Source organism: Nocardiopsis sp. NPDC058631, from assembly GCF_042716955.1.
Classification (GTDB): domain Bacteria; phylum Actinomycetota; class Actinomycetes; order Streptosporangiales; family Streptosporangiaceae; genus Nocardiopsis.
On the sequence record NZ_JBHXQY010000068.1, the window covers coordinates 13,043 to 34,758 of the forward strand.

At 73.2% G+C, this 21,716-nt stretch carries 19 protein-coding genes; 9 read left to right on the forward strand and 10 right to left on the reverse strand.

The features are described 5' to 3' along the window. Nucleotides 1-36 precede the first annotated feature (36 nt). Entirely contained in the window at nucleotides 37-753 is a 717-nt protein-coding gene (locus tag ACFWTE_RS20890; protein ID WP_378781325.1) for a TetR/AcrR family transcriptional regulator C-terminal ligand-binding domain-containing protein, read from the forward strand. A 155-nt stretch (nucleotides 754-908) separates the two neighbouring features. On the opposite strand, the gene ACFWTE_RS20895 is transcribed toward ACFWTE_RS20890, so the two are convergent. The 4 genes from ACFWTE_RS20895 to ACFWTE_RS20910 all read right to left on the reverse strand — a co-directional run bounded on the left by ACFWTE_RS20895 (nucleotide 909) and on the right by ACFWTE_RS20910 (nucleotide 6,209). After that, entirely contained in the window at nucleotides 909-2,579 is a 1,671-nt protein-coding gene (locus ACFWTE_RS20895; protein WP_378781301.1) for a BCCT family transporter, read from the reverse strand. 502 nt (nucleotides 2,580-3,081) lie between these two features. After that, on the reverse strand, nucleotides 3,082-3,966 hold the full coding sequence (locus ACFWTE_RS20900; RefSeq protein ID WP_378781302.1) for an alpha/beta fold hydrolase: 885 nt from the start codon (nucleotides 3,964-3,966) through the stop codon (nucleotides 3,082-3,084). Nucleotides 3,967-4,295: 329 nt separating this feature from the next. Further along, on the reverse strand, nucleotides 4,296-5,114 hold the full coding sequence (locus ACFWTE_RS20905) for an aldo/keto reductase (protein WP_378781303.1): 819 nt from the start codon (nucleotides 5,112-5,114) through the stop codon (nucleotides 4,296-4,298). Nucleotides 5,115-5,198: 84 nt separating this feature from the next. Then, a complete protein-coding gene (locus tag ACFWTE_RS20910; protein ID WP_378781305.1) occupies nucleotides 5,199-6,209 on the reverse strand; it encodes an NADP-dependent oxidoreductase in 1,011 nt (336 codons plus the stop codon). Between the two features lie 100 nt (nucleotides 6,210-6,309). Here ACFWTE_RS20910 and ACFWTE_RS20915 point away from each other — a divergent pair, with 100 nt between their 5' ends. Next, on the forward strand, nucleotides 6,310-7,266 hold the full coding sequence (locus tag ACFWTE_RS20915; RefSeq protein ID WP_378781308.1) for a LysR family transcriptional regulator: 957 nt from the start codon (nucleotides 6,310-6,312) through the stop codon (nucleotides 7,264-7,266). Between the two features lie 60 nt (nucleotides 7,267-7,326). Here the strand turns inward: ACFWTE_RS20915 and ACFWTE_RS20920 are convergent, their stop codons facing one another. Next, complete coding sequence (locus ACFWTE_RS20920) at nucleotides 7,327-8,211, reverse strand: arylamine N-acetyltransferase (protein ID WP_378781309.1); 885 nt, start codon at nucleotides 8,209-8,211, stop codon at nucleotides 7,327-7,329. A 169-nt stretch (nucleotides 8,212-8,380) separates the two neighbouring features. Here ACFWTE_RS20920 and ACFWTE_RS20925 point away from each other — a divergent pair, with 169 nt between their 5' ends. From ACFWTE_RS20925 to ACFWTE_RS20935, 3 genes are all read left to right on the forward strand, one after another. Beyond that, the gene (locus tag ACFWTE_RS20925) at nucleotides 8,381-11,671 is read left to right on the forward strand and encodes a BTAD domain-containing putative transcriptional regulator (protein WP_378781310.1); all 3,291 of its coding nucleotides are present in this window, start codon (nucleotides 8,381-8,383) and stop codon (nucleotides 11,669-11,671) included. A 150-nt stretch (nucleotides 11,672-11,821) separates the two neighbouring features. Next, a complete protein-coding gene (locus ACFWTE_RS20930; protein WP_378781311.1) occupies nucleotides 11,822-12,799 on the forward strand; it encodes an endonuclease/exonuclease/phosphatase family protein in 978 nt (325 codons plus the stop codon). 91 nt (nucleotides 12,800-12,890) lie between these two features. After that, nucleotides 12,891-13,727 carry a TIGR03619 family F420-dependent LLM class oxidoreductase gene (locus tag ACFWTE_RS20935; protein ID WP_378781312.1) on the forward strand — a complete coding sequence of 279 codons (837 nt, stop codon included), beginning with the start codon at nucleotides 12,891-12,893 and terminating at the stop codon, nucleotides 13,725-13,727. A 12-nt stretch (nucleotides 13,728-13,739) separates the two neighbouring features. On the opposite strand, the gene ACFWTE_RS20940 is transcribed toward ACFWTE_RS20935, so the two are convergent. After that, complete coding sequence (locus ACFWTE_RS20940; RefSeq protein WP_378781314.1) at nucleotides 13,740-13,976, reverse strand: hypothetical protein; 237 nt, start codon at nucleotides 13,974-13,976, stop codon at nucleotides 13,740-13,742. Nucleotides 13,977-14,107: 131 nt separating this feature from the next. Between ACFWTE_RS20940 and ACFWTE_RS20945 the strand changes: the two genes are divergently transcribed. Continuing rightward, nucleotides 14,108-14,734 carry an HAD-IA family hydrolase gene (locus ACFWTE_RS20945; RefSeq protein ID WP_378781315.1) on the forward strand — a complete coding sequence of 209 codons (627 nt, stop codon included), beginning with the start codon at nucleotides 14,108-14,110 and terminating at the stop codon, nucleotides 14,732-14,734. Nucleotides 14,735-14,812: 78 nt separating this feature from the next. Here the strand turns inward: ACFWTE_RS20945 and ACFWTE_RS20950 are convergent, their stop codons facing one another. The 3 genes from ACFWTE_RS20950 to ACFWTE_RS20960 form a co-directional block, all read right to left on the reverse strand. After that, entirely contained in the window at nucleotides 14,813-15,295 is a 483-nt protein-coding gene (locus ACFWTE_RS20950; RefSeq protein WP_378781316.1) for a DUF1269 domain-containing protein, read from the reverse strand. 140 nt (nucleotides 15,296-15,435) lie between these two features. After that, nucleotides 15,436-16,224: a class I SAM-dependent methyltransferase gene (locus ACFWTE_RS20955; RefSeq protein ID WP_378781317.1), complete on the reverse strand. Its 789-nt coding sequence runs from the start codon at nucleotides 16,222-16,224 to the stop codon at nucleotides 15,436-15,438. Nucleotides 16,225-16,354: 130 nt separating this feature from the next. Next, nucleotides 16,355-17,296: an AraC family transcriptional regulator gene (locus tag ACFWTE_RS20960; RefSeq protein ID WP_378781318.1), complete on the reverse strand. Its 942-nt coding sequence runs from the start codon at nucleotides 17,294-17,296 to the stop codon at nucleotides 16,355-16,357. A gap of 102 nt (nucleotides 17,297-17,398) precedes the next feature. Here ACFWTE_RS20960 and ACFWTE_RS20965 point away from each other — a divergent pair, with 102 nt between their 5' ends. After that, complete coding sequence (locus ACFWTE_RS20965; protein ID WP_378781319.1) at nucleotides 17,399-18,226, forward strand: NmrA family transcriptional regulator; 828 nt, start codon at nucleotides 17,399-17,401, stop codon at nucleotides 18,224-18,226. A 24-nt stretch (nucleotides 18,227-18,250) separates the two neighbouring features. Here the strand turns inward: ACFWTE_RS20965 and ACFWTE_RS20970 are convergent, their stop codons facing one another. Next, nucleotides 18,251-18,646 carry a GNAT family N-acetyltransferase gene (locus ACFWTE_RS20970; protein ID WP_378781321.1) on the reverse strand — a complete coding sequence of 132 codons (396 nt, stop codon included), beginning with the start codon at nucleotides 18,644-18,646 and terminating at the stop codon, nucleotides 18,251-18,253. 112 nt (nucleotides 18,647-18,758) lie between these two features. On the opposite strand from ACFWTE_RS20970, the gene ACFWTE_RS20975 reads away from it, so the two are divergent. Further along, a complete protein-coding gene (locus tag ACFWTE_RS20975; RefSeq protein WP_378781323.1) occupies nucleotides 18,759-19,727 on the forward strand; it encodes an arsenic resistance protein in 969 nt (322 codons plus the stop codon). 275 nt (nucleotides 19,728-20,002) lie between these two features. Then, nucleotides 20,003-21,484 carry a C4-dicarboxylate transporter DctA gene (gene dctA, locus ACFWTE_RS20980; protein ID WP_378781324.1) on the forward strand — a complete coding sequence of 494 codons (1,482 nt, stop codon included), beginning with the start codon at nucleotides 20,003-20,005 and terminating at the stop codon, nucleotides 21,482-21,484. The last annotated feature ends 232 nt before the right edge of the window (nucleotides 21,485-21,716 follow it).

Here is a 21,716-nt window from a genome sequence, read left to right on the forward strand (position 1 = left end):
CCGGAAGCGGCCAGAGGAGGTCAGGTGGCGGACGGCATGGGGCAGGACCACGCCCGGGCGCGGGACGGGGCCGCGCGGGAGCACACCCCCTCGGACGCGCCCAGGGCCACGCGCAGACGGGGGCGGGAGCTGGTCGACGCCATCCACGAGGCGGTCATCGTCGAGGCCGCGGAGGTCGGTGTGGCCCGCCTGTCCATGGAGGGCGTCGCCCGCCGCGCGGGCACCGCCAAGACCTCCCTGTACCGGCGCTGGCCCACCCCCGGCGACATCCTGATCGACGCGATGTACCACACCTTCCCGCAGGAGACCCCCACCCCCGAGGCGGACGACCTGCGCGGGGACCTCATCCGCGCCCTCCAGCTCCTGCGCGGCGTCATGGCCGACGGCTCGCTGGGGCAGGCCATGTTCGCCGTGGTCGCCGAGGCCCAGCACCACCCGGACCTCTACAAGCGGTTCATGGAGGAGGTGTTCGACGCGCGTGGCGGCCGGTTCACCCGCACCGTCATCACGCACTACGCCGAGCGGGGGCGGATCGACCCCGCCCGGGTCACACCCCTCACCGTCGACATCGGTGAGGCCCTGATGATCAAGTACGGCATGGACCACCAGAGCTTCCCCGGTGAGGAGTACGTGGTCCAGATCGTGGACCAGGTGATCCTGCCCGCCCTCGGGCAGGACCCGCGCGACCGGCGCCGGCCGGGCGCAGCACCGACCCGGGGTGCGGTGGAGGCCCCGCCGGGGCGGGGCCGCTGAGTCCGACGACCGGAAACACGGTGGACCCGTCTCGCGCGGCCTCCCAGGGTCGGGGCATGCTGATCCCGCCGCCCGTGGACGCCGCCCGTGGACGCCGCCCGCGCCGAGGAGATCGTCGTGGGCCTGTCGGGGCCCGCCGGACGGGCCGCGCCCGCTCAGCCGCCCCTTCGCTGCCCGAAGCCCCTTCCGCGCCCTCGGGGGCGGCCGGCGGTCACGGCGTGGGCCCCGTGCCGGTTGCGCCGGACGATCTTGCGGGCCCGGGTGACGAGCGGGGTGTCGCGCGTGCGTCCGCCACCCTCCCCCTCCGCGGCCTCGGCCCGGAGCGAGCGGACCAGCCCTGCCATCATGAAGAAGCCGATCACGAAGAACGGCAGCCCGAACACGATGATCGTCTGTTGCAGGGCGTCCAGGCCTCCCATACCCGTCGCGGTGAGCACCGTCGCGGCGACCACCCCCTCGGTGATGCCCCAGAACACCCGCTGCCGGGTCGGGGAGTCCACGTCGCCGGAGCACAGCATGTCCACGACCAGGGACGCCGAGTCGGAGGAGGTGGTGAAGAAGACGACCACGATGACGATCGACACGACCGAGACGAACGTGGTCAGCGGGAAGAAATCCAGGAAGGCGAACAGGGCCCCCGGTATGTCCTGTTCGACGACCACCTCCCGGACCAGCCCGCCGCCCTGGTTCATCTCGATGTCGAAGGCCGACAGGCCGAACACGCTGAACCACACGATGCTGAACGCGGTGGGCAGGGCGAGCACGCCGATGACGAACTCGCGGATGGTGCGGCCCCTGGAGATCCGGGCGATGAAGATGCCGACGAACGGCGACCACGTGATGGTCCACGCCCAGTAGAAGACCGTCCAGCTGCCCTGCCACCCGGTGTTGCCGAAGGTGTCGTTCCAGAACGACAGCGGGATCAGCCGCTCCAGGTAGATGCCGGTCGTCTCGATGGTGCCCTTGGCCAGGTAGAGCGGGGAGGCCGTCAGGAAGACGAACACCAGCAGGGCGACCACGAGGACGATGTTGGCCACCGAGAGCCACTTGATGCCGACGTCGAGCCCGGTCGCCACCGAGACGACGGCGATGCCCGTGACCACGGCGATCAGGACCAGTTGCGTGAGGCGGCTCTCCTCGATCCCGAACAGCGTGTTGAGCCCGCTGTTGATCTGCATGGTTCCCAGGCCGATGGTGACCGCCACGCCGAACAGCGTGCCGAGCACCGCGACGATGTCGATGGTCCTTCCCAGCGGGCCGTTGATCCGTTCGCCGATGAACGGGTGGAAGACCGAGCTGACCCGGAACGGCAGGCCCTTGCGGTACACGAAGTAGGCGAAGGCGAGCGCGGGCAGGCAGAAGATCGTCCAGGTGTGCAGGCCGAAGTGGTAGAGCGTGAATCCCATGGCCTGCCGGGCCGCCTCCACCGACTCGGGTTCGACATCGCCCTGGGGCGGCTGGGCGAAGTGGCTGACGGGTTCGGCCACGCCCCAGAACATGAGGATGCTGCCGATCCCCGCCGCGAAGAGCATGCAGAACCAGGGGAGGGCTCCGTACTCCGGCGCGCTGCCCTGGGGTCCCAGTCTGACGTGCCCGTAGCGGCTGCACGCGATCCAGACGAGGAAGACGAGGAAGGTCGTCACACCGAGGATGTAGAGCCACCCGAGATGGGTCAGGATCCATTCCGAGCCCGCACCGAAGACGGCGTCCACCGTTGCGGTGAAGGCGATGGAGCACACCACGAAAACAACGGTCAACGCGGCGGACACGAAGAAGATCGTCGGGTTCGTGTTGAGCCCGAGCGTGTGTGCCAGCTTTTTGAACATGTGCTGCTCTCTGGTGAGTCAGGGATTCTCGGTACGCAGGCCAAGCCATGAGATTTCGGATCGGCTCCGGGCAAGGATACGCATCGGAAAAGACAGAATTCACCTATGTTCATTTCACCTGAAATGCCATGAATTCCATCATTAACATCACAATCAGGATCAATGACTTTTTGATTGACATAGCGCCCTGAATCATCAGAAAAGGGAACCCTCGTCGCGGCACGACCGGGGCGGCCCGGCCTCCGCCCTCCCGGGACGGCACGCCGTCGGGCAGCGCGTCGCCGGAGCTCGTGCTGCCGGGACCGAACAGAGGGGGCGGTGCCGGCGAGCGTTGGCCTGGCGGGGCCCGGACGCAGGGAACTCGGCCGCCGGAGCGGCCCGTGGCGCGGGAACGCGTCCCAACCCGGGGCGGGAGCGCGCGGCTGCGCGGTTGCGGACGTGTCGCCGACGGCCGGGCGCGGCGGCCGTCATCGGCGGCGGCACGCCGCCCCGGGAGCGTGGGTCAGGCGTCGAGCCCGCGCAGGAGCTCGCACACCCTCTCGGGCTGTTCGTAGAGCGACAGGTGCCCGGCACCCTCGATGGTGTGGACCTCGGCGTCCAGGAACCGGCGGGCCGGTCCGTGCAGGCGCGCGGGCGAGAAGAAGGCATCGTGCGATCCGGTGGCGACGGCGACCGGCGTGCCCGCCCAGGCACGGAAGTTCTCTCCGTGCAGCGGGTGGGGCGTGGTGCCCGTGCGGCAGTAGCGGGCCACCATGGTCAGCCACTCGGCCTCGGATCGGCGCTCGGCGCACTCGTCGGCGGAGGGGCCGCTGAGGAACTCGACCAGGCGCCCGCTGGTCTGCTCGTTGGGGTGGATCATCCAGGGCAGGGTTGCGCGCATCGACTCCGATGTGACACCGGCCGCCGTCAGCCCGGCGGGGTTGAGCAGCAGCATCCCGGCGACCAGCGGCGACGGGGTCGAGGCGAGCGCGATGGCGGCGCCGCGCGAGTGGCCCAGCACCAGGACGGGGCCGTCGGTGATCCGGGGCAGGAGTTCGTCCAGCCACGCACCGTAGGTCTCGATCCTGGCACCGCCGACCCGCTGGCTGCAGCTGAGGCCGGGCTGGCCGGGGAGGTCGACCAGCAGCACCGGCCGGTCCGCGGACAGTGCGCGGGCGGCGGGAACCGTGGTGGCGGCGTTGAAGTTGGTGCCCGAGAGGACCAGTACCGGCGTACCGGGTCCGCCTGCGGCACGAAAGGCCTGCGTGCTCCCCAGACGGGTCTGCACAGGCGGAAGGGGGCCGAGTTCGGGCCACTGGCTCAGGGCTTTGTGACACCAGGCGTGTACGGAACGCTCGGCGTTCTCCGAACGGTACACGCGTGCGGCACGGAGGGGGACGACGGTCATCGATCTGGTTTCGCTCGGAGGAGGCTGGTGTCCGCCGTCGTGTGTTTCCCGGCGCACCAGAGGGACTGTACGCCTCTGTCCGGCACCACGCCACTCGGGGGGCGGCGCGGGTCCTGACCTGAGACGTCCAGCAGGTCCCTACCCCCTCGCGAGGCGTCCGCGGGGAGCCGTGTGAGCCCTGGGGCGCGGGTGTACCTTTCGTCCGGTTCCGGCCATCCACGAGGGAAGACGTTTACTTCCCCCGCCAACCCGATTGTCACGACAAGTGCGCTCCCGGGCCGTTTTACGGGCCCGGGAGCGTCGCGAGATCCCGGCTCGGCCGGGCCTCCCTAGCTGAGCACGGTGGGGTCCGGACCGATCCGGTCGTCACGGTTCAGCGACCCGATCTTGTCCAGGTCGTCACCGGACAGCTCGAAGTCGAACACGTCGAAGTTCTCCCGGATCCGCGACGGGGTCACGGACTTGGGGATCACGACGTTGCCGATCTGGAGGTGCCAGCGCAGGACCACCTGTGCGGCGGACTTGCCGTGCGCGGCGCCGATCGCGCTGAGCACGGGGTCCTCCAGCAGCCCCTTGCCCTGGCCGAGCGGGCTCCACGCCTCGGTGGTCACACCGTGGCGGGCGTCGGCCGCCCGCATGGCCTCCTGGGAGAAGTAGGGGTGCAGCTCGATCTGGTTGACGGCCGGGACGACGTCGCCCTCCCCGACGACGCGGTCCAGGTCCTCGGCGGTGAAGTTGGACACCCCGACGGACTTGGCACGCCCCTCGGAGTGGATGCGCTCCAGCGCCTTCCAGGTGTCGACGTAGGCGTTGCGCGCCGGCGCCGGCCAGTGGATCAGGTACAGGTCCACGTAGTCCAGGCCGAGCCGGTCCAGGCTGGCGTCGAAGGCCTTGAGCGCCTTGTCGTAGCCCTGGTCGTCGTTCCACAGCTTGGTGGTGACGAACAGTTCCTCGCGGGGGATCCCCGACGCGGCGAGTGCCCGGCCCGTGCCCGCCTCGTTCTCGTAGAGCTTGGCCGTGTCGATGCTGCGGTAGCCGGTCTCCAGTGCGGTCTCGACGGCGGCCTGAGCCTGGTCGTCGGCGACCTGCCAGACGCCGAACCCGAGTTGGGGCATGGTGCGGCCGTTGTTCAGCGTGACGTCCTGCATGGGAGCCTTTCCGTGGTCACGGTGTCCGTGGTGACTGGGCGTGTCGCCCATGATGGCGACCTGGAGTGCACTCCAGGCAAGGGCTCAGGCCGTGAGGCGGACCAGCATCTTGCCGGTGTTCGCCCCGCGCATCATGTCGAGGAAGGCCTGGACCGCGTTGTCGATGCCGTCGACGACGGTCTCCTCGGTGCGCAGCTCTCCGTCGGCGATCCACCCGGCCGCCCGCTGTGCGTACTCCGTCGCGAGGTGGGCGTGGTCTCCGACGATGAACCCGCGCAGGGTGAGCCGCTTTCCGACCGCGAGGAACAGGTTGTCCGGCCCCGGGACGGGTTCGGTGGCGTTGTACTGGGAGATCGCGCCGCACAGGGCGATCCGTCCGAAGTTGCGCATCCCGGCGATGGCCGCCCGCAGGTGGGCGCCGCCGACGTTGTCGAAGTAGACGTCGATCCCGTCGGGGGCGGCCTCGGCGAGCTGCCCCTCCAGATCACCCCGCCGGTAGTCGATGGCGGCGTCGAAGCCGAACTCCTCGACGACGCGGCGCTGCTTCTCCGGACCGCCCGCCGACCCGACCACGCGGGAGGCCCCCAGCTTCCGGGCGATCTGTCCGGCGATCGAGCCGACCGCCCCCGCGGCGCCCGAGACGAACACCACGTCGCCCTCCTTCACGGGGGCGACCTCCACGAGCCCGGCGTAGGCGGTGAGACCGATCATCCCGAGGCCGTTGAGGTGGTTCTGCACGGGGACCGGCCCGGGGTCGACCACGCGGACCGCCTTGGCGGGCAGGAGCGCGTACTCGCGCCACCCTGCGGAGTGCAGGACGGTGGCGCCGACCGGCACGTCGTCACTGCCGGAGGCGACGACCGTGCCGACCGCTCCGCCGCCCATGGCCTCGCCGAGGCCGTAGGGCGGAACGTAGGACTTGGCGTCGTTCATGCGGCCGCGCATGTAGGGGTCCACCGAGATCCACGAGTTGCGCACGAGGATCTCGCCCGCCCCGGGGTCGCCAAGCGTGGTCTCCACGAGGGCGAAGTCGGTGGGTTCGGGTTCGCCGGAGGGGCGGGCGACGAGGTGGACTTCCCTGCTGGTGACGGGCATGGCGAAACCTCCGGAACATCTGTGTGTGGCGGGCCGGTGCACCCCGGCCCAGGCAGACACTAGTCCGGCGACGTATTGGCCCACCAATAAAATCGGCAAGGTGACCTATAGAGATTCCAATGGATCGGTTTCCGGGACGGGCCCGCGGGCGGGCGGAGCGCTGGATCTCCAGCAGCTGCGCACCTTCCTGGCCGTGCACAGGTCGGGCTCCTTCACCGCCGCCGCCCAGCTGTTGCGACTGTCACAGCCGACGGTCACCACTCAGATCCGCTCCCTGGAGCGGAGGTTGGGCCGCACCCTTTTCGACCGGCTGCCGCGCGGTGTGGCCCCCACCAGCGAGGCCAACGACCTCGCGGCGAGGATCGCGGAACCACTGGACGCGCTGGAGGTGGTGGCCGGGGAGGGTGGGGCCGACGCGTCGGCCCCACCCGTGCCGCTGCGCCTGGCGGGTCCCGCCGAAGCACTGCACGCCCTGGTCCTGCCCGCCCTCGCCCCGCTGGTGGAGGAGGGGGTGCGGTTGCGGGTCCGCACCGGCCCTGCCGACGGCCTCCTGGACGAGCTGCGCTCGGGCAGGCACGACCTGGTGCTGTCCATGGTCCGGCCGCGCGGGCGCGCGCTGCTCGCCGAACCTCTGGTGGACGAGGAGTTCGTCCTGGTGGCGTCACCGTCCTGGGCACGGCGGATCCGGCGCGAGCGGCTGGGCCGCCAGGGCCCGTCCGCGCTGTGCGCGATCCCCCTGGTGGCCTACGACGACGACCTGCCCCTCCTGCGCCGCTACTGGCGTCACGTGTTCGGTGTGCGGCTGACCTGCGAGCCCGCGGTCACCGTGCCCGACCTGCGCGGGGTGCTGGCTGCGGTGGTGAACGGCGCCGGGGTGACGGTGCTGCCGCGCTACCTGTGCCAGGAGGCACTGGACGACGGCCGCCTGGTCACACTCCTGGACCCCGAGGAGCCGCCCATCAACACGGCCTACCTCGTGCGGCGCCCGGGGCCGATGGGCCACCCGCACTTGGAGGGCGTGTGGAAGCGCCTGGTGGCGGCGGCCTCCCGCTGCTGAGGGCGGCCGCGCACCGGGCCGCCCCCGGCACAGGAGGTGGTGCGCGCCGCCGTCGCCGTCTCAGGCGGTGAGGGACTCGGCCCAGGGCGACTCGCCGGAGGAGCGGGCGAACTCCACGAGGGCCCGCTCGTGCTCCCCGGGCAGCGCGAGGCCGAACACCGTGCGCAGGGTCCGCGGAACCTCGTCGGCGGTGATCCTGCGCCGGGTCCGCTCCCCGGCGGGCCGGTAGGTGGTGAGGGTCAGGCCGTTGAGGGTGCGGCGGACGTCGTCCCCGTTGTGGTGGACGACGATCTGCTGGGTGAACGGCGAGCCCGGGTCGGTGGAGGCGACGTAGTTGTGGACGGCGGTGTCGGCCCGGAAGTACGGCTCCTCCGTGAACTGGATCAGGTTGAACCAGCCGTCGGGGCGCCGCAGCCGCAGCACCCAGTGGTTGTGGGGTGTGCGGTCCATGCGGTACTCCCAGGGGCCGGTGAACACCTGCGCCCCGTCCGAGAGGGGGATCGGTCCGCGCGGGCCGAAGTTGCCGATGCCCACGTCCACGTGCCAGTCGACACCGTCCAGCACGACGGACAGGATCGTGTGCCCGACGGGGCCCATCTCGCGTTCGTCGCCGCCCATGAGCATGCGGGCGCTGCGCCCGGTCACCCGGAAGCCCAGCCGGTCCAGGACCGAGGCGAAGAGGGTGTTGTGCTCGTGGCAGTACCCGCCTCTGCCGCGGCGCACCATCTTGTCCTGCAGGGACTCGGTGTCGAGGAGGACCGGAAGGCCCAGGACGGGGTCCAGTCCCTCGAAGGGGATCGCGGCCAGGTGGGCGCGGATGAGGGCTGTGAGGGTGTCCGGGGTCGGGGTGAGCGGCCCGTCGTATCCGATCCGCTCCAGGTAGGCGGGCAGATCCACGGGCGCCGAGTCCCAGAGGGCCGAGGGGTGGGCGGTGGTGGCGTTCATGCTGGTCTCCTGACGTTCGCGGTGGCGGGCGGGCCCGGTGCCCTGGCGCCACCGCCTTGGTCTCCACCCTGTTCCACGGCCCTTACCGCCGGCTGCCCGACCGCTGACGCTCCGCCGACGGCGGTCAGCCGGAACGAACCCGCGCAGCCGGCTCGGCTAACGTGACGCCATGAGGTTCGGGGTGCTCGGTCCGCTGGCGGTGTGGACCTCCACGGGTACGGTGGCGCGGGTTCCGGGGGCCAAGGTCCGCGCCCTGCTGTGCGTCCTGCTCGTCCACGAGGGGCGCGGGGTGTCCGCCGACCGGCTGGTGGAGGACCTGTGGGGCACCGCTCCCCCGCGCAACCCCTCCGGCGCGCTCCACGCGAAGGTGTCCCAGCTGCGGCGGGCCCTGGAGGAGGCCGAACCGGGTGGCCGCGCGCTGGTCGAGCTCGGTCCGTCCGGCTACCGCCTCGCGGCGCCGGACGTGGACGCGGCACAGTTCACCGCTCTGCTGGACCGGGCCCGCCGGAGCACGGCCCCCGCGGAGAGGGCCGCCCTCCTCGACGAGGCGGTCGGCCTGTGGCGCGGCCCCGCCCACTCCGACGTCGCCGACGAGGAGTTCGCGCGCAGCGCGATCACACGGTTGGAGGAGTCGCGGCTGACCGCCCTGGAGGATCTGGCCGAGGCCCGCATGGACCTGGGAGAACACCAGGTGATCGCCGGGGAGCTGGGTGACCTGGTCGAGCGCCATCCGCTGCGTGAGCGGCTGCGCGCCTCCCACATGAGGGCGCTGTACCGCTCGGGCCGCCAGGGCGAGGCGTTGGAGAGCTACGAGCGGCTCCGGTCGCGCCTGCGGGAGGACCTGGGGGCGGACCCCGGCCCCGAACTGGTCGCCCTGCACCGCTCGATCCTGGAGCAGGACCCCGGCCTGGGGGTCTGCGGGGAGCGGGCCCGCCCCGCCACGAACCTGCCCGCCCCGCTCACGGACGAACCCGACGGCGGGCTCGTCGGCCGCGGCTCCCAGATCGGTCTGCTGCGCGACCTCGTGCGGCACCACAGGCTGGTCACTCTCGTCGGTACGGGCGGTGTCGGCAAGACCCGCCTCGCGGTGGAGACCGCCCGGCGGTCGGCGGAGCTGTTCCCCCACGGGGTGTGGCTGGTGGAGCTGGCCCATCTGCCTCCCGGAGGCGGGGCCGACGGCGTCGCCGAAGCCGTCGCGGAGGCCCTGGGCCTGCGTGAGGAGCCCGTTTCCCGCGCACCGCGCGAGACGGGTCCGCGGAGCGCCACCGAACGGTTGTGCGAGGCCGTGCGGGACCTGCGTCTGCTGCTCGTGCTGGACACCTGTGAACACCTGGCGGAGGCCGTCGCCGGCCTGGGCGAGCGGCTGCTGGGAGGCGCGCCCGGAGTGCGGGCGCTCGCCACCAGCCGCGAACCACTCGGGGTGGCCGGCGAGCGCCTCCATCCGGTCCCGCCGCTGGACCTGCCGCCGGAGGGCGCCGACGGCGCGGCGGTCGCCGCCTCGGGAGCGGTGCGCCTGTTCGCGGCCCGCGCCGCCGAGGCCTCCGCCGGGTTCGCCCTGGACGAGGAGAACCGGGCCGCGGTCGCGGCGCTCTGTCGGCGGCTCGACGGTATCCCCCTCGCCCTGGAGCTGGCCGCCACCCGCGTCAGGGCACTGGACGTGCGCGACCTGGCGGACCGGTTGGACGACCGGTTCCGGGTGCTGGGCAGCGGGCACAGGACCGCTCCCCCGCGGCAGCGGACCCTGCGCGCGGTCATCGACTGGAGCTGGGACCTGCTGTCGGAGGAGGAGCGCGCGGTGCTGCGCAGGCTCGCGGTGCACCGGGGCGGCTGCACCCTGGCCGCGGCGGAGCGGGTGTGCTCGGGCGGCGGCGTCCGCGCGGGTGACGTCCTGGACGTCCTGTCCCGCCTGTTGGAGCGCTCCCTCGTCGTGGTCGACGGGGGCGATCCGCGCCGTTACCGGCTGTTGGAGTCGGTGTCCGACTACGGTCTCGAACGCCTGGAGGAGGCGGGGGAGGCCGAGGCGGTGCGGCGGTCGCACGCCGAGTACTTCACCGAACTCGCGGAGGAGTCCGAGCCGGCCCTTCGAGGGCGCTTCCAGCCCGTGTGGCTGCGGCGGATGGACGCGGAGTCGGCGAACCTGCGCGCCGCCCTGGACCGGTCTGTCGGGGGAGGGGACACGACGGCACTGCGGTTGGCGTGTGCCGCGGGCCGGTACTGGTTCCTGCGCGGGCGCGTCCAGGAGGCCCGGCGGTACCTGGCGGCGGCCCTCGGGGACGTGTACGGCGCCGGGGGTGCCCCGGACCCCGTGCGGTTGCGGGCCATGGCGTGGCAGGCCTGTTTCGGGTTCCTCGATCACGGGGACACCGGTGCCGGTTCCCTGTTGCGGGAGGTGCTCCGGGGGTACGAGGAGGTCGACGACCCGGCGGGGGCGGCGCACGCGAGGGTCCTGTGCGCGTTCGCGATGCTGGGGTCGGGGGACGTGTCCCAGACCAGGGAGATCGCGGAGGACGCCCTGTCCGCCTTCCGGGAGCTCGGGGACCGCTGGGGGATCGCCGCCGCCCGGGCGATCCGCGCCGAACTCGCCTCGGTCGCCGGGAACCTGCCGGACATGCGTGCGGAGGCCGAGGAGGCCGCCGCCCTGTTCGGGGAGGAGGGGGACCTCTGGGGCCGCCTGCACACCACGCGACTGCTGGGGATCCTGGCGGAGATCGGCGGCGACTACGAGACCGCCCGCCGGCTGGCCACCGACGGCCTGCGCATGGCCGAGGAACTGGCGCTGTGGGCGTCGGTGTCCGGCCAGCTGGCGGCGCTCGGCCGGCTGCGCCTGCTCGCCGGGGACCTCTCCGGGGCGACCGACCTCCACGAGCGGGCGCTGCGCGTGGCACGGGACCAGGCCTACGGGTCGAACGCGGCGTTCGCGGCGTCCGGTCTGGCCCTGACCGACCGCAGGGCGGGGAGGCTCGACGCCGCCGAGGCCCGCACACGCGAACTGGTGGCGTGGAACCGCGGGCGCGGCTATCTGCCGGGGGTCTGTCTCGGGCTGGCCGAACTCGGTTTCGTGGCGGAGCTGCGCGGCGACGCCGACGCCGCGCGCGACCTCCACACCGAGGGGCTGGCGGCGGCCCGCGAGACGGGCGACCCGCGCGCCGTGGCGCTGGCCTTCGAGGGGCTGGCCGGGGCCTCGGCCCTCGGAGGCGATCCGGGAGGGGCCGCGCGGCTGCTGGGCGCCGCGTCGGCGGCACGGGCGTCGGTGGGGGCGGCACTGCCGGACGCCGAGGGCGGGGACGTCGACCGTGTCACCGCCCGTGCGCGCGGCGCGCTGGGCGCGGCGGGGTTCGAGGAGGCCTTCCGCGAGGGGTACGCCGAGGGTCTGCGGTACGGAACCGCCCGACCCCCGGCTGAACGGGTCCCTGGCCCGCCCGCTGCCCGGGGCGCGCGGCGCCCGCCGGATCGTCCGTGAACCCGGCGGCCACGGGTGGAGTCCTATTCCTGTGCGGGCGGGACCGCCCGCGGGACGGGGGACGGGACCATGGATCGCGTGCGGGTACACGGGGCCGATGCGGTCGGGCCGGCGCCGGGCGGGGCCGTTCGCCGTCGGCGCCCGACGGCCGTGACCGTCCTGTTCGCCTTGGTGGCGGTGGCTTTCGCGGCGTTCGCCGCGGTACGGGGGTTCGGCCTGGAGCGGGGGTGGCCGCTGGTCCCCGCGCTGGCCTACACCCCGTACGTGTTGGGCGGCGCGCTCCTCGCGGCGACGGCCGCGGGCCTGCTGCGGCGCCGGGTGCCACTGGCCGTGCTGGTCGCGGCCGCGGCCGTGCTCGCGGTGGCCGTCGTACCGCGCGCGGTGCCGTTCGGGATCTCCGGCGCGGGCGGCCCGGAACTGCGGGTCATGAGCTTGAACGCCCTCGGCGGCGGTGCCCGCACCGCGGACGTGGTCGGGCTGGTGCGCGACCGCGGAGTGACGGTGCTCGCCCTCCAGGAGGTCACCCCGGACGCGCTGGACGCCCTGTCGGCGGCCGGGCTCAACGACCTCCTCCCCCACACGGTCGACCACTCGGCCCCCGGCGTGCACGGAAGCAGCGTCCACGCGGCCTTCCCCCTCACCGACCTGGGGGACGTGGCGGAGGGGGCCGGGGCGTTCGCGATGCCGCGCGCGAGCATGGAGGTGCCCGGGTACTCCTTCCCCGTGGAGGTCGTGTCGGTGCACCCCCTGCCGCCGCTGTCGCCCGAGACCATGGACGGGTGGCGGGGCGGGCTGCGCGCCCTGCCCGGCCCCGAGGACACGGGGGCGGCGGAGAACGGCGACCCCCGGCACAGGGCGGGACTCCGGATCCTGGCGGGCGACTTCAACGCCACCCTGGACCACGCCGAACTGCGCCGTGTCCTGGACGCGGGATACGTGAGCGCGGGGACCGTCCACGGCCAGGGTCTGGAGCCCACATGGCCGGTGGGCGGTGGCCTGCCCGGCGTCACCATCGACCACGTGCTGGTGGACGGGTCGATGGGTGTCGGCTCGTTCGAGGTCGTGGAGGTCGCGGGTAGCGATCACCGGGCGGTCCTGGCCCGGGTCACGTTGCCCGAGGCCCGGTGACGGCTCCGCGCCGGGGCCGATCGGGGCGCGGGGGCCTGCCGCGCCGCCCGGGGTTGACCCTCACACCGGTGGCACGGTCTACCTTCGCTTCATGAGCGAGCTGACCGAACCGATCACGGGCACCCGCCTCCAGGTGGTGCTGCCCGACGAGTCTGCGGAGATGTCCCCGAGGACCCTCGTCGGCCTGGGCGTCCGAGCCGAGGAGCTGGGGGTGGACGCCGTGTGGCTTCCGGACCACCTGCTGCCGCCCGCGCCCTACGGGCCCACGTTCGGCGGCGTGTACGAACCACTGGTGACCCTGGCGCACCTGGCCGCCCGCACCAGCCGGATCCGCCTGGGCACGTCGGTGCTGGTGGCGCCGATGCGGGATCCCCTGCTCCTCGCGAAGCAGGCGGCGACCCTGGACGCGCTGTCCGAGGGCCGGTTCGTCCTGGGGGTGGGCGTCGGGTGGTCCCGGGAGGAGTTCGCCGCCGTGGGCGCGGACTTCGCCACGCGCGGGGCCAGGTTGGACGAGGCGCTGCGGCTGCTGCGGCACCTGTCGGAGGGCGGCGGCCCGTTCGAGGGGCGGTTCCACTCCTACGGGGACGGGGTGTTCGAGCCGCGTCCGGCGCGACCCGTACCGGTGATGGTCGGCGGCGCCTCCGACCCGGCACTGCGGCGCGCCGCCGCGTGGGGTGACGAGTGGCAGGGGGTCGGACTCACCGCGGAGGGGTTCGTGGCGGCGCGGAACAGGCTGCGGAGGCTGACCGACCGTCCCGTGCGGACGGGCACCCGGATCTCCTGGCCCGGGGGCGAGGAGGAGTTCGGGCGCGCCGTGGAGCAGTTCCGGGAGCTGACCGCGGCCGGGGCCGACGCGGTGGCGGTGTGGTTCGGGCCCGCGGAGGGGTTCGGTGGGCGCATGGAGAGGTTCGCGGAGGCGCTGCGCTGACCGGGGCGGGGCCTACTGCTGGGAGCCGAGGAGCCCCCGCCCGCCGTACTTCCTGTGGACGGCCTGCTTGGAGACTCCGAGGACCTCGGCGATCTCGGCCCAGGTGGAGCCCCGGTTGCGCGCCCGGCGCACGAGCACGGCCTCGACCCGCTCCATCTCCCTGCGGAGCCGCACCGTGGCGTCGAGGCCCGCCAACGGGTCGTCGCCGCCGGTCGAACGGGCGAGGGCGGTCAGCTGTTCTGCGTCCATGGGTCAACTGTAATTGACGCCGGTCCGATGGCGGGTCACGGCGGTCCGCGCCCCGCCGTTCCCGTCCACCGCCCACCGTGCCGGGTTCTGGCACCCTGGAGGACCGACCGACCCGGGGCAGAGGAGGCGACGTGGGCGACTACGACGGGGCAACGGTGCTGTTCGACCTGGACGGCGTGCTGGTGGACTCCGCCGAGAGCATCAGGGCGGGTCTGACGGCGTGGGCTGCCGAGCGCGGCCTCGACGTCGGCGAGGTCCTGGAGCACAGCCACGGACGCACCGACCACGGCCTGGTGCGACTGGTGGCCCCGCACCTGGACCCGGTCGCCGAGGCGAAGCGGATCGAATCCCACGAGGCCGCCGCCGGGAACGGGGTCAGGCCCGTGCCCGCGGCCCTGTGCCTGCTCACCGAGCTCGACGCCCGGGGGCGTCCCTGGGCGGTCGTCACGTCCGGAAGCGGCAGGATCGCCCGCTCCCGGATCGGGACGGCCGGGCTGCCCTTCCCCCGGGTGCTGGTGACCGCAGACGACGTCACCGAGGGCAAACCCCACCCCGAGCCGTACCTGCTGGGGGCCGAGCGCATGGGGGCCGCCCCCGCGGCGTGCGTCGTGGTGGAGGACTCCCCCGCCGGCGCCCGCGCCGGGATCGCCGCCGGGATGCCCGTGCTGGCGGTGGCGTCCACGACCGACCCCGCACAGCTCGGGCACGCGACCACGGTGGTGGAGGACCTCGCGGCCGTCGCCCGCCTGCTCCTGTGACCGGGGCGCGCTCCGGGGATGCGGCACGGTCCCGGCCGACGTCGGCTTCCACCTCGCGGCGTTCTCGGGCGCCCCGGGTCAGGAGCGCAGGGCCTCGACGAGCTCCTGCTCGTTCTCGCGGGTGAGGTTGGTCCGGATGACCGTGGGGTGCAGTGGTCTGAAGGCCTCGACCGCACGGTCCGCGGTGGCGGAGTCGGCCAGCAGGAACACGGCGGCACGCCCCTGTTCGAGCTGGGCGCCGATCTGCCTGATCATGTCGTCGTCGATGCCGACGTCGGTGAGCTTCCCGGCGACGGCTCCGGTGGTCGCGCCGACGGCGAGGCCGAGGAGCGGGTTGAGGAAGACCAGCCCGATGAGGGTGCCCCACAGGGCACCGCCGATCGCCCCGATCCCGGTGGTGCCGATGGTCTGCTGGATGCGCGGACGCCCCTTCGCGTCCTTGTACGCGTAGGCCGCGTCCTCCAGGCGGAGGAGGTGCTGTCCGCTCAGGTCGGCGGCGATGTCCAGGGCTTCCTCGGCGGTGTCGCGGTCGGCCACGCCGAGGACGATCAGCTGAGCCATGGGTGCGCGTACCCCCTCATCGGTCCGGGCCCGCGGTGGGCCCGATCGGCGGGAGCCTGCCCGGGGCCGTGTCCGGGTAGACCCAGCGGTGGTGACACGGGGGGCAAAGCCGGTCCCCGCGATCGGGGACCGGGCCCCGGTCAGTCCTGCCGACGGGCGAGGTAGAGCCGGGTGGTGTAGGAGACGCGGACGTCCCCGTCGGGGAAGTGCTCGGCGAGGAGGGAGGCGAGCGCGTCGCGGGTGCGCCGCTCGCCGATGTTGCGGACCACGGCGGCCACCTGGCTGGAGGACAGGGCCGCGCCGACGAATCCCTCCGGGTCGAGTACGCGGGTCCAGGACGCGCTGGACTCCGTGGCGTCGGCGAGGCCGTCGGCGGCGTTCATCTCACCGACGGTGTCGTAGGCCCGGTGGTCGCGCCGGTAGTCGTCGCCGTACTCCTCCAACAGGCCCTCGTAGGCGTCGACGAACGCGTCGGCGGTCCAGTCGCGGTCGTTGTTGAGGACGGCGGCGGTTCCGCCGGGGGCGAGCAGGCGTGCGGCCTCCGCGTAGAACGCGGGCCGGTCGAACCAGTGGACGGCCTGGGCGGCGAGCACGAGGACGGCGGAGGAGTCCGGGAAGGGGACCTCCTCGGCACGGCCGTCGACGAACTCCGCACCCTCGTCCTTGCTCCCCGCGGCCGTGTCCCGCATGGCGCTGCCGGGTTCGACCCCGACGACGCGGGGCGCGGGGCCGAACACGCGGCGCAGGGCGCGGGTGGAGATCCCGGTTCCGGAGCCGACGTCGAGCATCAGCCACGGCGTCGGCCAGGAGTCGCGGTCCCCCGCGCGAACGTGCTCGCCGAGCCGTTCGAGGAGGGTGTCGGGATAGTCGGGGCGAAAGCGCCGGTAGTCCTCGGTGAGCTGGTCGAACGCCTGGGTCCTGTCGGCCACGGAGGGTCCTCTCTGTCCTTGGTCCCCTGCACCGGAACCTACCGGGGCGGCGCCCCGGCGGAGTGTGCGCACCCGGCGAGGACGGCCGCGGCGCGCGGACGGGGAGACCGGTCGGGCCGGCCGGCGGAGCTCAGGAGGCGGCTCCGGCGCGGCGGTGGGACGAGGGGCTCTCTCCCGTGTGGTTCTTGAACGCCGCGCTGAACGCGAAGGCGCTTCCGTACCCGACCCGCGCGGCCACGGCCTCCAGTCCCAGGTCCGGCCGGGCCGTGAGCAGGTCCCCGGCGACGGTCAGCCGCCAGGTGCGCAGGTAGGTCATCGGCGGGGTGCCCACCGCCTTCTGGAAACGTGCGGCGAGGGTCGCGCGGGAGACCGCGCACTCCCCGGCCAGGGCGTCCAGGGTCCAGGGCTCGGCGACGCGTTCGTGCAGGGCCTCCAGCGCGCGGGCGACCACGGGGTCGTGCTGGGCGCTCAGCCAGTTCGGCGCGCTGTCCGGGTTGTCCTCCAGCCAGGCCCGCACCGACATCACCAGCAGGCAGTCGAGGAGGCGGTCGTTGAGGCTGGCCTGGGCGACCCGGCCGGTGGTGATCTCGCGGACCAGCAGGTCCACCAGGACCGGGTCGACCCGCCCGGCGGGCAGGAACGCCAGCGGCGGCAGGGCGGCCAGCGCCAGCCGGCCGACCTCGCTGTCGTCCTCGTAGGCCCCGACCACCATGGTGTCCGCCCCGTCGGGGTCGTTGCCCCAGGTCCCGACCCCGTGGCTCATGGTCAGGTGGACCTCCTGACCGTCCAGGGCGACGCACCGCTGGCCGGGCAGGACGGTGATGGAGGGGGTGCGGCCGCTGCGGTCCGCGATCGTGTAGGGGGCGGGTCCGCGCACGAGCACGACGTCGCCGGGGCCCGCCTCCGCCCCGGCACCGGGCCTGCCCACCCATGCGCGCCCGGAGGTGACCACGACCAGCGCGAGGGCGGCGCCGTCCCGGACGTCGATCGCCCACGGCGGGCTCATCACCGCGCGCAGTGTGAAGGCGCCGCGGGCCCGGGGTCCGTCCAGGAGGTGCATGAGGGGGTCCATGCCCGCATCTTATCCGGACAGGACGCGTTTTCTGGACGTCCTCTTATGCATTCCAGTATTTTCACTATGTTCCGTCTGGCTTCGCGGTGGTGGACTGAGGCCATGAACACGAACGACACCGTCCTCGTCACCGGCGGCACCGGCATGACCGGCCGCCGCGTCACCTCCCTCCTGCGCGATCACGGCGCCACCGTCCGGGTCGGTTCCCGGTCCGGCACCCCCGCCTTCGACTGGCACGCCCCCACCACCTGGGACGCCGTCCTCGACGGCGTCAGCTCCGTCTACCTGTGCTTCCACCCCGACCTGGCGTTCCCGGGGGCCGACGCGGCCGTCTCGGCCTTCGCCGCCCGCGCGGCGGAGCGGGGTGCACGCCGCATGGTGCTGCTCTCCGGCCGCGGCGAGGAGGGGGCCCGGCTGGCGGAGGAGGCCGTCCGCCGGGTCTTCCCCGACCTGACCGTGCTGCGCTGCTCGGTGTTCGCCCAGGACTTCTCCGAGAGCTTCCTGCTGGGACCGGTCATGAGCGGCACCCTGACCCTGCCGGCGCGGGACGTGGCCGAGCCCTTCGTCGACCTCGACGACGTCGCGGAGATCGCGGCGCGGGCACTGACCTCGGACGGCCACGCGGGTGCGCTGTACGAGCTGACCGGCCCCGAGGCGATCACGTTCACCGAGGCCGCGCGGATCGTGGGTGAGGCCGCCGGGCACCCGGTCGCCTACCGCTCGGTCACCGATGAGGAGTTCGTCGCCGTGGCGGTCGGGGCCGGGGTTCCCGAGGAGGTCGCCCACGGTCTGGCGGCCCTGTTCGGGGAGATCCTGGACGGCCGCAACGCCACCCCGGCGGACGGCGTGGAGCGGGCGCTGGGCCGCCCGGCCACGGACTTCGGGGAGTACGCCCGCCGCGCCGCGCGCGCCGGGGCGTGGAACCGGTGATCCCGGTCCCCGCGGCGGCGGGCCTCACAGGGCGATGAGCCCCGCCGCCGTGGGGGCGAACCCGCACGCCCGGAGGTAGAAGGCGTCCATGTGTGCCTCGAAGTCCACGTGCAGCCACCGGCATCCGGCCTCCCCGGCCCGCTCGGCGGCCAGGCGCACCAGCGCGGTGCCGATCCCGGACCGCTGGTGGCGCGGGTCGGTCACCGTGTCCAGGACGAACGCGTGGACGCCACCGTCCCAGACGACGTTGACGAACCCGACGAGCTCGTCCCCTCGACGGGCGCACACCCATCCCAGGCTGTGGTCGTTGACGCGCCCCCACACGTCCGCGTCGCCGGGCTCGTACCCGAACCCCCGGGCGTGGAGCGCGTTGAGCTCCGCGTTGTCGAAACGTCCCCGCCATAGGTGTTCCACGGTCATCCGCGTGATCCTAGCGGCCGGCCCCCGCACCTCGGGCGAGAGACGGGGAGCGCCCGCGTGACGCGCGTCGGCTAGCGTGGGACGGACGTCCGCACTCCCAGGAAGCCGTCGCGTGTCCACCTCCGAGAAGTTCCAGAGTGTGTTCGTGGCGCTGGCCGCCCTCGGCGGGCTGGGCCTGGGGCTGGTGCTGCCGGTCGGCGACGCCGCCGGACACCTCGTGCTCCCCGCCCTGATGGTGATGCTGGCGGCGGTGTTCGTGCAGGTCGACGCCGGCCACGTACGGGAGGCGCGCTCGGCGCGCGCCGCCGTCGCCACCAGCCTGGTGCTCAACTTCGTGTTCACGCCGCTGCTCGCCTGGGTCCTCGGCGCCGGGCTCCTGGGCGGCTCCCCCGATCTGCGGATCGGCCTCCTGCTGTTGCTGGTCACCCCGTGCACGGACTGGTACCTGGTGTTCACGGGGCTGGCCAGGGGGCACATGGGCGTGGCGGCGGCGGTGCTGCCCGTGAACCTGGTCCTCCAGCTCCTGCTCCTGCCCGTGTACGTCCTGCTGCTCGGCGGTGAGGCGGCGATGGTGGACATGGGGACCCTGGTGGAGGCGGTCCTGCTGGTTCTGGTGGTTCCCCTGGTCCTGGCGGTGGCCGCCCGGTGGGCGGCCCGCCGGTGGAGGGGCGCCTCCTGGCGGGACGGCGTCCTGGTCCCGCGGGCCTCCCGCGCGGTGCTCCCGCTGCTGTACACGGCGGTGTCCGCCATGTTCGCCTGGCAGGCGCGCGCGGTCGGCGCACACCTGGGCGAACTGGTGGGCCTCCTGCTGCCGCTGGCCCTGTTCTTCGTGACCGCGCCCCTGGTGGCGGTGGTCTGCGCCCGCCTTCTGCGCCTGCCGTCCGACCAGCGGGTCACCCTGGTCATGACGACCGTGGCGCGCAACTCGCCGATCGCGCTGGCGATCGCCGTGGCGGCCTTCCCCGACCGGCCGCTCGTCGCGGTGGCGCTGGTGGCCGGTCCGCTCCTGGAACTGCCGGTGCTGTCCCTGCTGAGCCAGCTCGTGCGGGCGCGCCCGCGGGCGGACTCCCCCGGATCCTGAGCCCCCGTCGCCCGCTGCCACCCTCTGCGCCGCATCGCCGGGCGTTGCCGCAGGTGAGCCGAGCACGGGCCGGTCGGCGACACGGCGCCGTGCGAGCCACGCCCCCGGGACCGACCCGCGCAGGACACGCAATGTTGACCCGGAAGTCCCACAAGGCGACCCAGGGTGATCAAACGTCAGGTAAATCTTAAGTTTCCCCCTCGTGACTTGGCCGTTGAACACACCCTCGGCGAAGGTTCCTGTGACCCGCCACACAGGACCCTGAAGGAGAGGCCATGCCGAGTTTCGGACGCGCCGCCGCAGCGGGGCCGGGCGCCGACAAGGCACCGGCCCGACCCAAGAAGCCCATCTACCGGCACCTGTACTTCTGGGTACTCGTCGGTATCACCCTGGGCATCGCCGTCGGCCTGCTCTTCCCCGCCCAGGCGGCCGGGATGCGCTGGCTCGCCGACCTGTTCATCGCCCTGGTCAAGGTCGTCATCGCCCCGACCATCTTCTGCACGGTCGCCGTCGGCATCGCGGGCATGGGCAACCTCGCCAAGGCGGGCGGCCTGGCGCTGCGCACCATGGTCTACTTCACGGCCACGACGATCATCGCCCTGGCCCTGGGTCTGATCACCGTGAACATCATGCGGCCGGGCGTCGGGCTCAACATGTCCTTCGACGAGGCCGACGCCGCCGACACCCTCGCCGCGGTCGAGGGGACCGAGTCCGGTGTGTCCGGCTTCCTCACGCAGATCATCCCGGAATCCTTCTTCTCCGCCTTCGTCGACGGCCAGCTGCTCCAGGTGCTGCTGCTGGCCATCCTCGTGGCCTGTGCCCTCACCATGCTCGGCCGGCGCGGGGAGCCCGCCGTCCGCGCGCTGGACACGATGGCGCACATCATGTTCGGCGTCATCAAGATCGTCATGTACACCGCACCCGTCGGCGCCTTCGGCGGCATGGCCTTCACCATCGGCGAGCACGGGAGCGCGGTTCTGGGAAGCCTCGCCTACTTCATGCTCAGTTTCTACGTCACCTGCGTCGTCTTCATCGTGGTCGTCCTCGGCCTCATCTGCCGTCTGGCCGGCTTCAGCCTGTTCAAGATGGTCCGGCTGATCCGCGACGAACTCCTGATCGTGCTCGGCACGTCGTCCAGCGAGTCGGTCCTGCCCCGCATGATGGTCAAGATGGAGGCCGCGGGCGTCCGGAAGTCGACGGTGGGCCTCACCATCCCGACGGGCTACTCGTTCAACCTCGACGGCACCGCCATCTACATGGCCATGGGTGCCATCTTCATCGCCCAGGCCACGGGTGCGGAGATCTCGATCTGGACCCAGATCGGCCTGCTGGTGTTCATGGTGATCTCCAGCAACGGCGCGGCCGGGGTCAGCGGCGCGGGGCTGGTCACCCTGGCGGCCTCGCTCGCCGCCTTCGGCGACATCATCCCCCTGGCCGGGATCGCGCTCATCGTCGGCATCGACCGGTTCATGTCCGAGGCCCGAGCCCTGACCAACCTGACCGGCAACGCCGTGGGCACGCTGGTCATGGGTCGCTGGACCGGCACACTCGACCGCGAGCGGCTGCGCGAGGTCCTGGACAACCCGAACACCATCGACATGGACGCCCTCATGAGCTACGAGGAGGACGCGACCGCGGCCCCGAGCCCGGAGGAGGCCCCCGCGACCGGGACCGCCGACGCCGCGTCCGACGGGACCGGAACGGGCGAGGCCCCCGGGGGCGGCGACCGGACGCCCGCCGAGGTCAGGGGCGGCTAGCCCCCACCGGCCGCCCACCGGCCCGAAAGCCTTCCGAACATCCCCTTCGACCACAGAGCGGGTCGGCCCTCCCGGGACCGCAACCGACCCGCGCGGTGTCGCGGCGCCTCCCGGCCCCCGCCGACACCGTTTCCCACCGCCCCGGGCGGGACCTGGCCCGCCACTGGAACAACCCCGACCTGGGCCAACACCTACGCGAGACCATCGGCGACCGGTTGCCCCCCCACATGCG

Coding starts and splice junctions, on each gene's coding strand:
- ACFWTE_RS20890 (WP_378781325.1), top strand. CDS start 37: ATGGGGCAGGACCACGCCCGGGCGCGGGACGGGGCCGCGCGGGAGCAC.
- ACFWTE_RS20895 (WP_378781301.1), bottom strand. CDS start 2,579: ATGTTCAAAAAGCTGGCACACACGCTCGGGCTCAACACGAACCCGACG.
- ACFWTE_RS20900 (WP_378781302.1), bottom strand. CDS start 3,966: ATGACCGTCGTCCCCCTCCGTGCCGCACGCGTGTACCGTTCGGAGAAC.
- ACFWTE_RS20905 (WP_378781303.1), bottom strand. CDS start 5,114: ATGCAGGACGTCACGCTGAACAACGGCCGCACCATGCCCCAACTCGGG.
- ACFWTE_RS20910 (WP_378781305.1), bottom strand. CDS start 6,209: ATGCCCGTCACCAGCAGGGAAGTCCACCTCGTCGCCCGCCCCTCCGGC.
- ACFWTE_RS20920 (WP_378781309.1), bottom strand. CDS start 8,211: ATGAACGCCACCACCGCCCACCCCTCGGCCCTCTGGGACTCGGCGCCC.
- ACFWTE_RS20925 (WP_378781310.1), top strand. CDS start 8,381: ATGAGGTTCGGGGTGCTCGGTCCGCTGGCGGTGTGGACCTCCACGGGT.
- ACFWTE_RS20935 (WP_378781312.1), top strand. CDS start 12,891: ATGAGCGAGCTGACCGAACCGATCACGGGCACCCGCCTCCAGGTGGTG.
- ACFWTE_RS20940 (WP_378781314.1), bottom strand. CDS start 13,976: ATGGACGCAGAACAGCTGACCGCCCTCGCCCGTTCGACCGGCGGCGAC.
- ACFWTE_RS20950 (WP_378781316.1), bottom strand. CDS start 15,295: ATGGCTCAGCTGATCGTCCTCGGCGTGGCCGACCGCGACACCGCCGAG.
- ACFWTE_RS20960 (WP_378781318.1), bottom strand. CDS start 17,296: ATGGACCCCCTCATGCACCTCCTGGACGGACCCCGGGCCCGCGGCGCC.
- ACFWTE_RS20965 (WP_378781319.1), top strand. CDS start 17,399: ATGAACACGAACGACACCGTCCTCGTCACCGGCGGCACCGGCATGACC.
- ACFWTE_RS20970 (WP_378781321.1), bottom strand. CDS start 18,646: ATGACCGTGGAACACCTATGGCGGGGACGTTTCGACAACGCGGAGCTC.
- dctA (WP_378781324.1), top strand. CDS start 20,003: ATGCCGAGTTTCGGACGCGCCGCCGCAGCGGGGCCGGGCGCCGACAAG.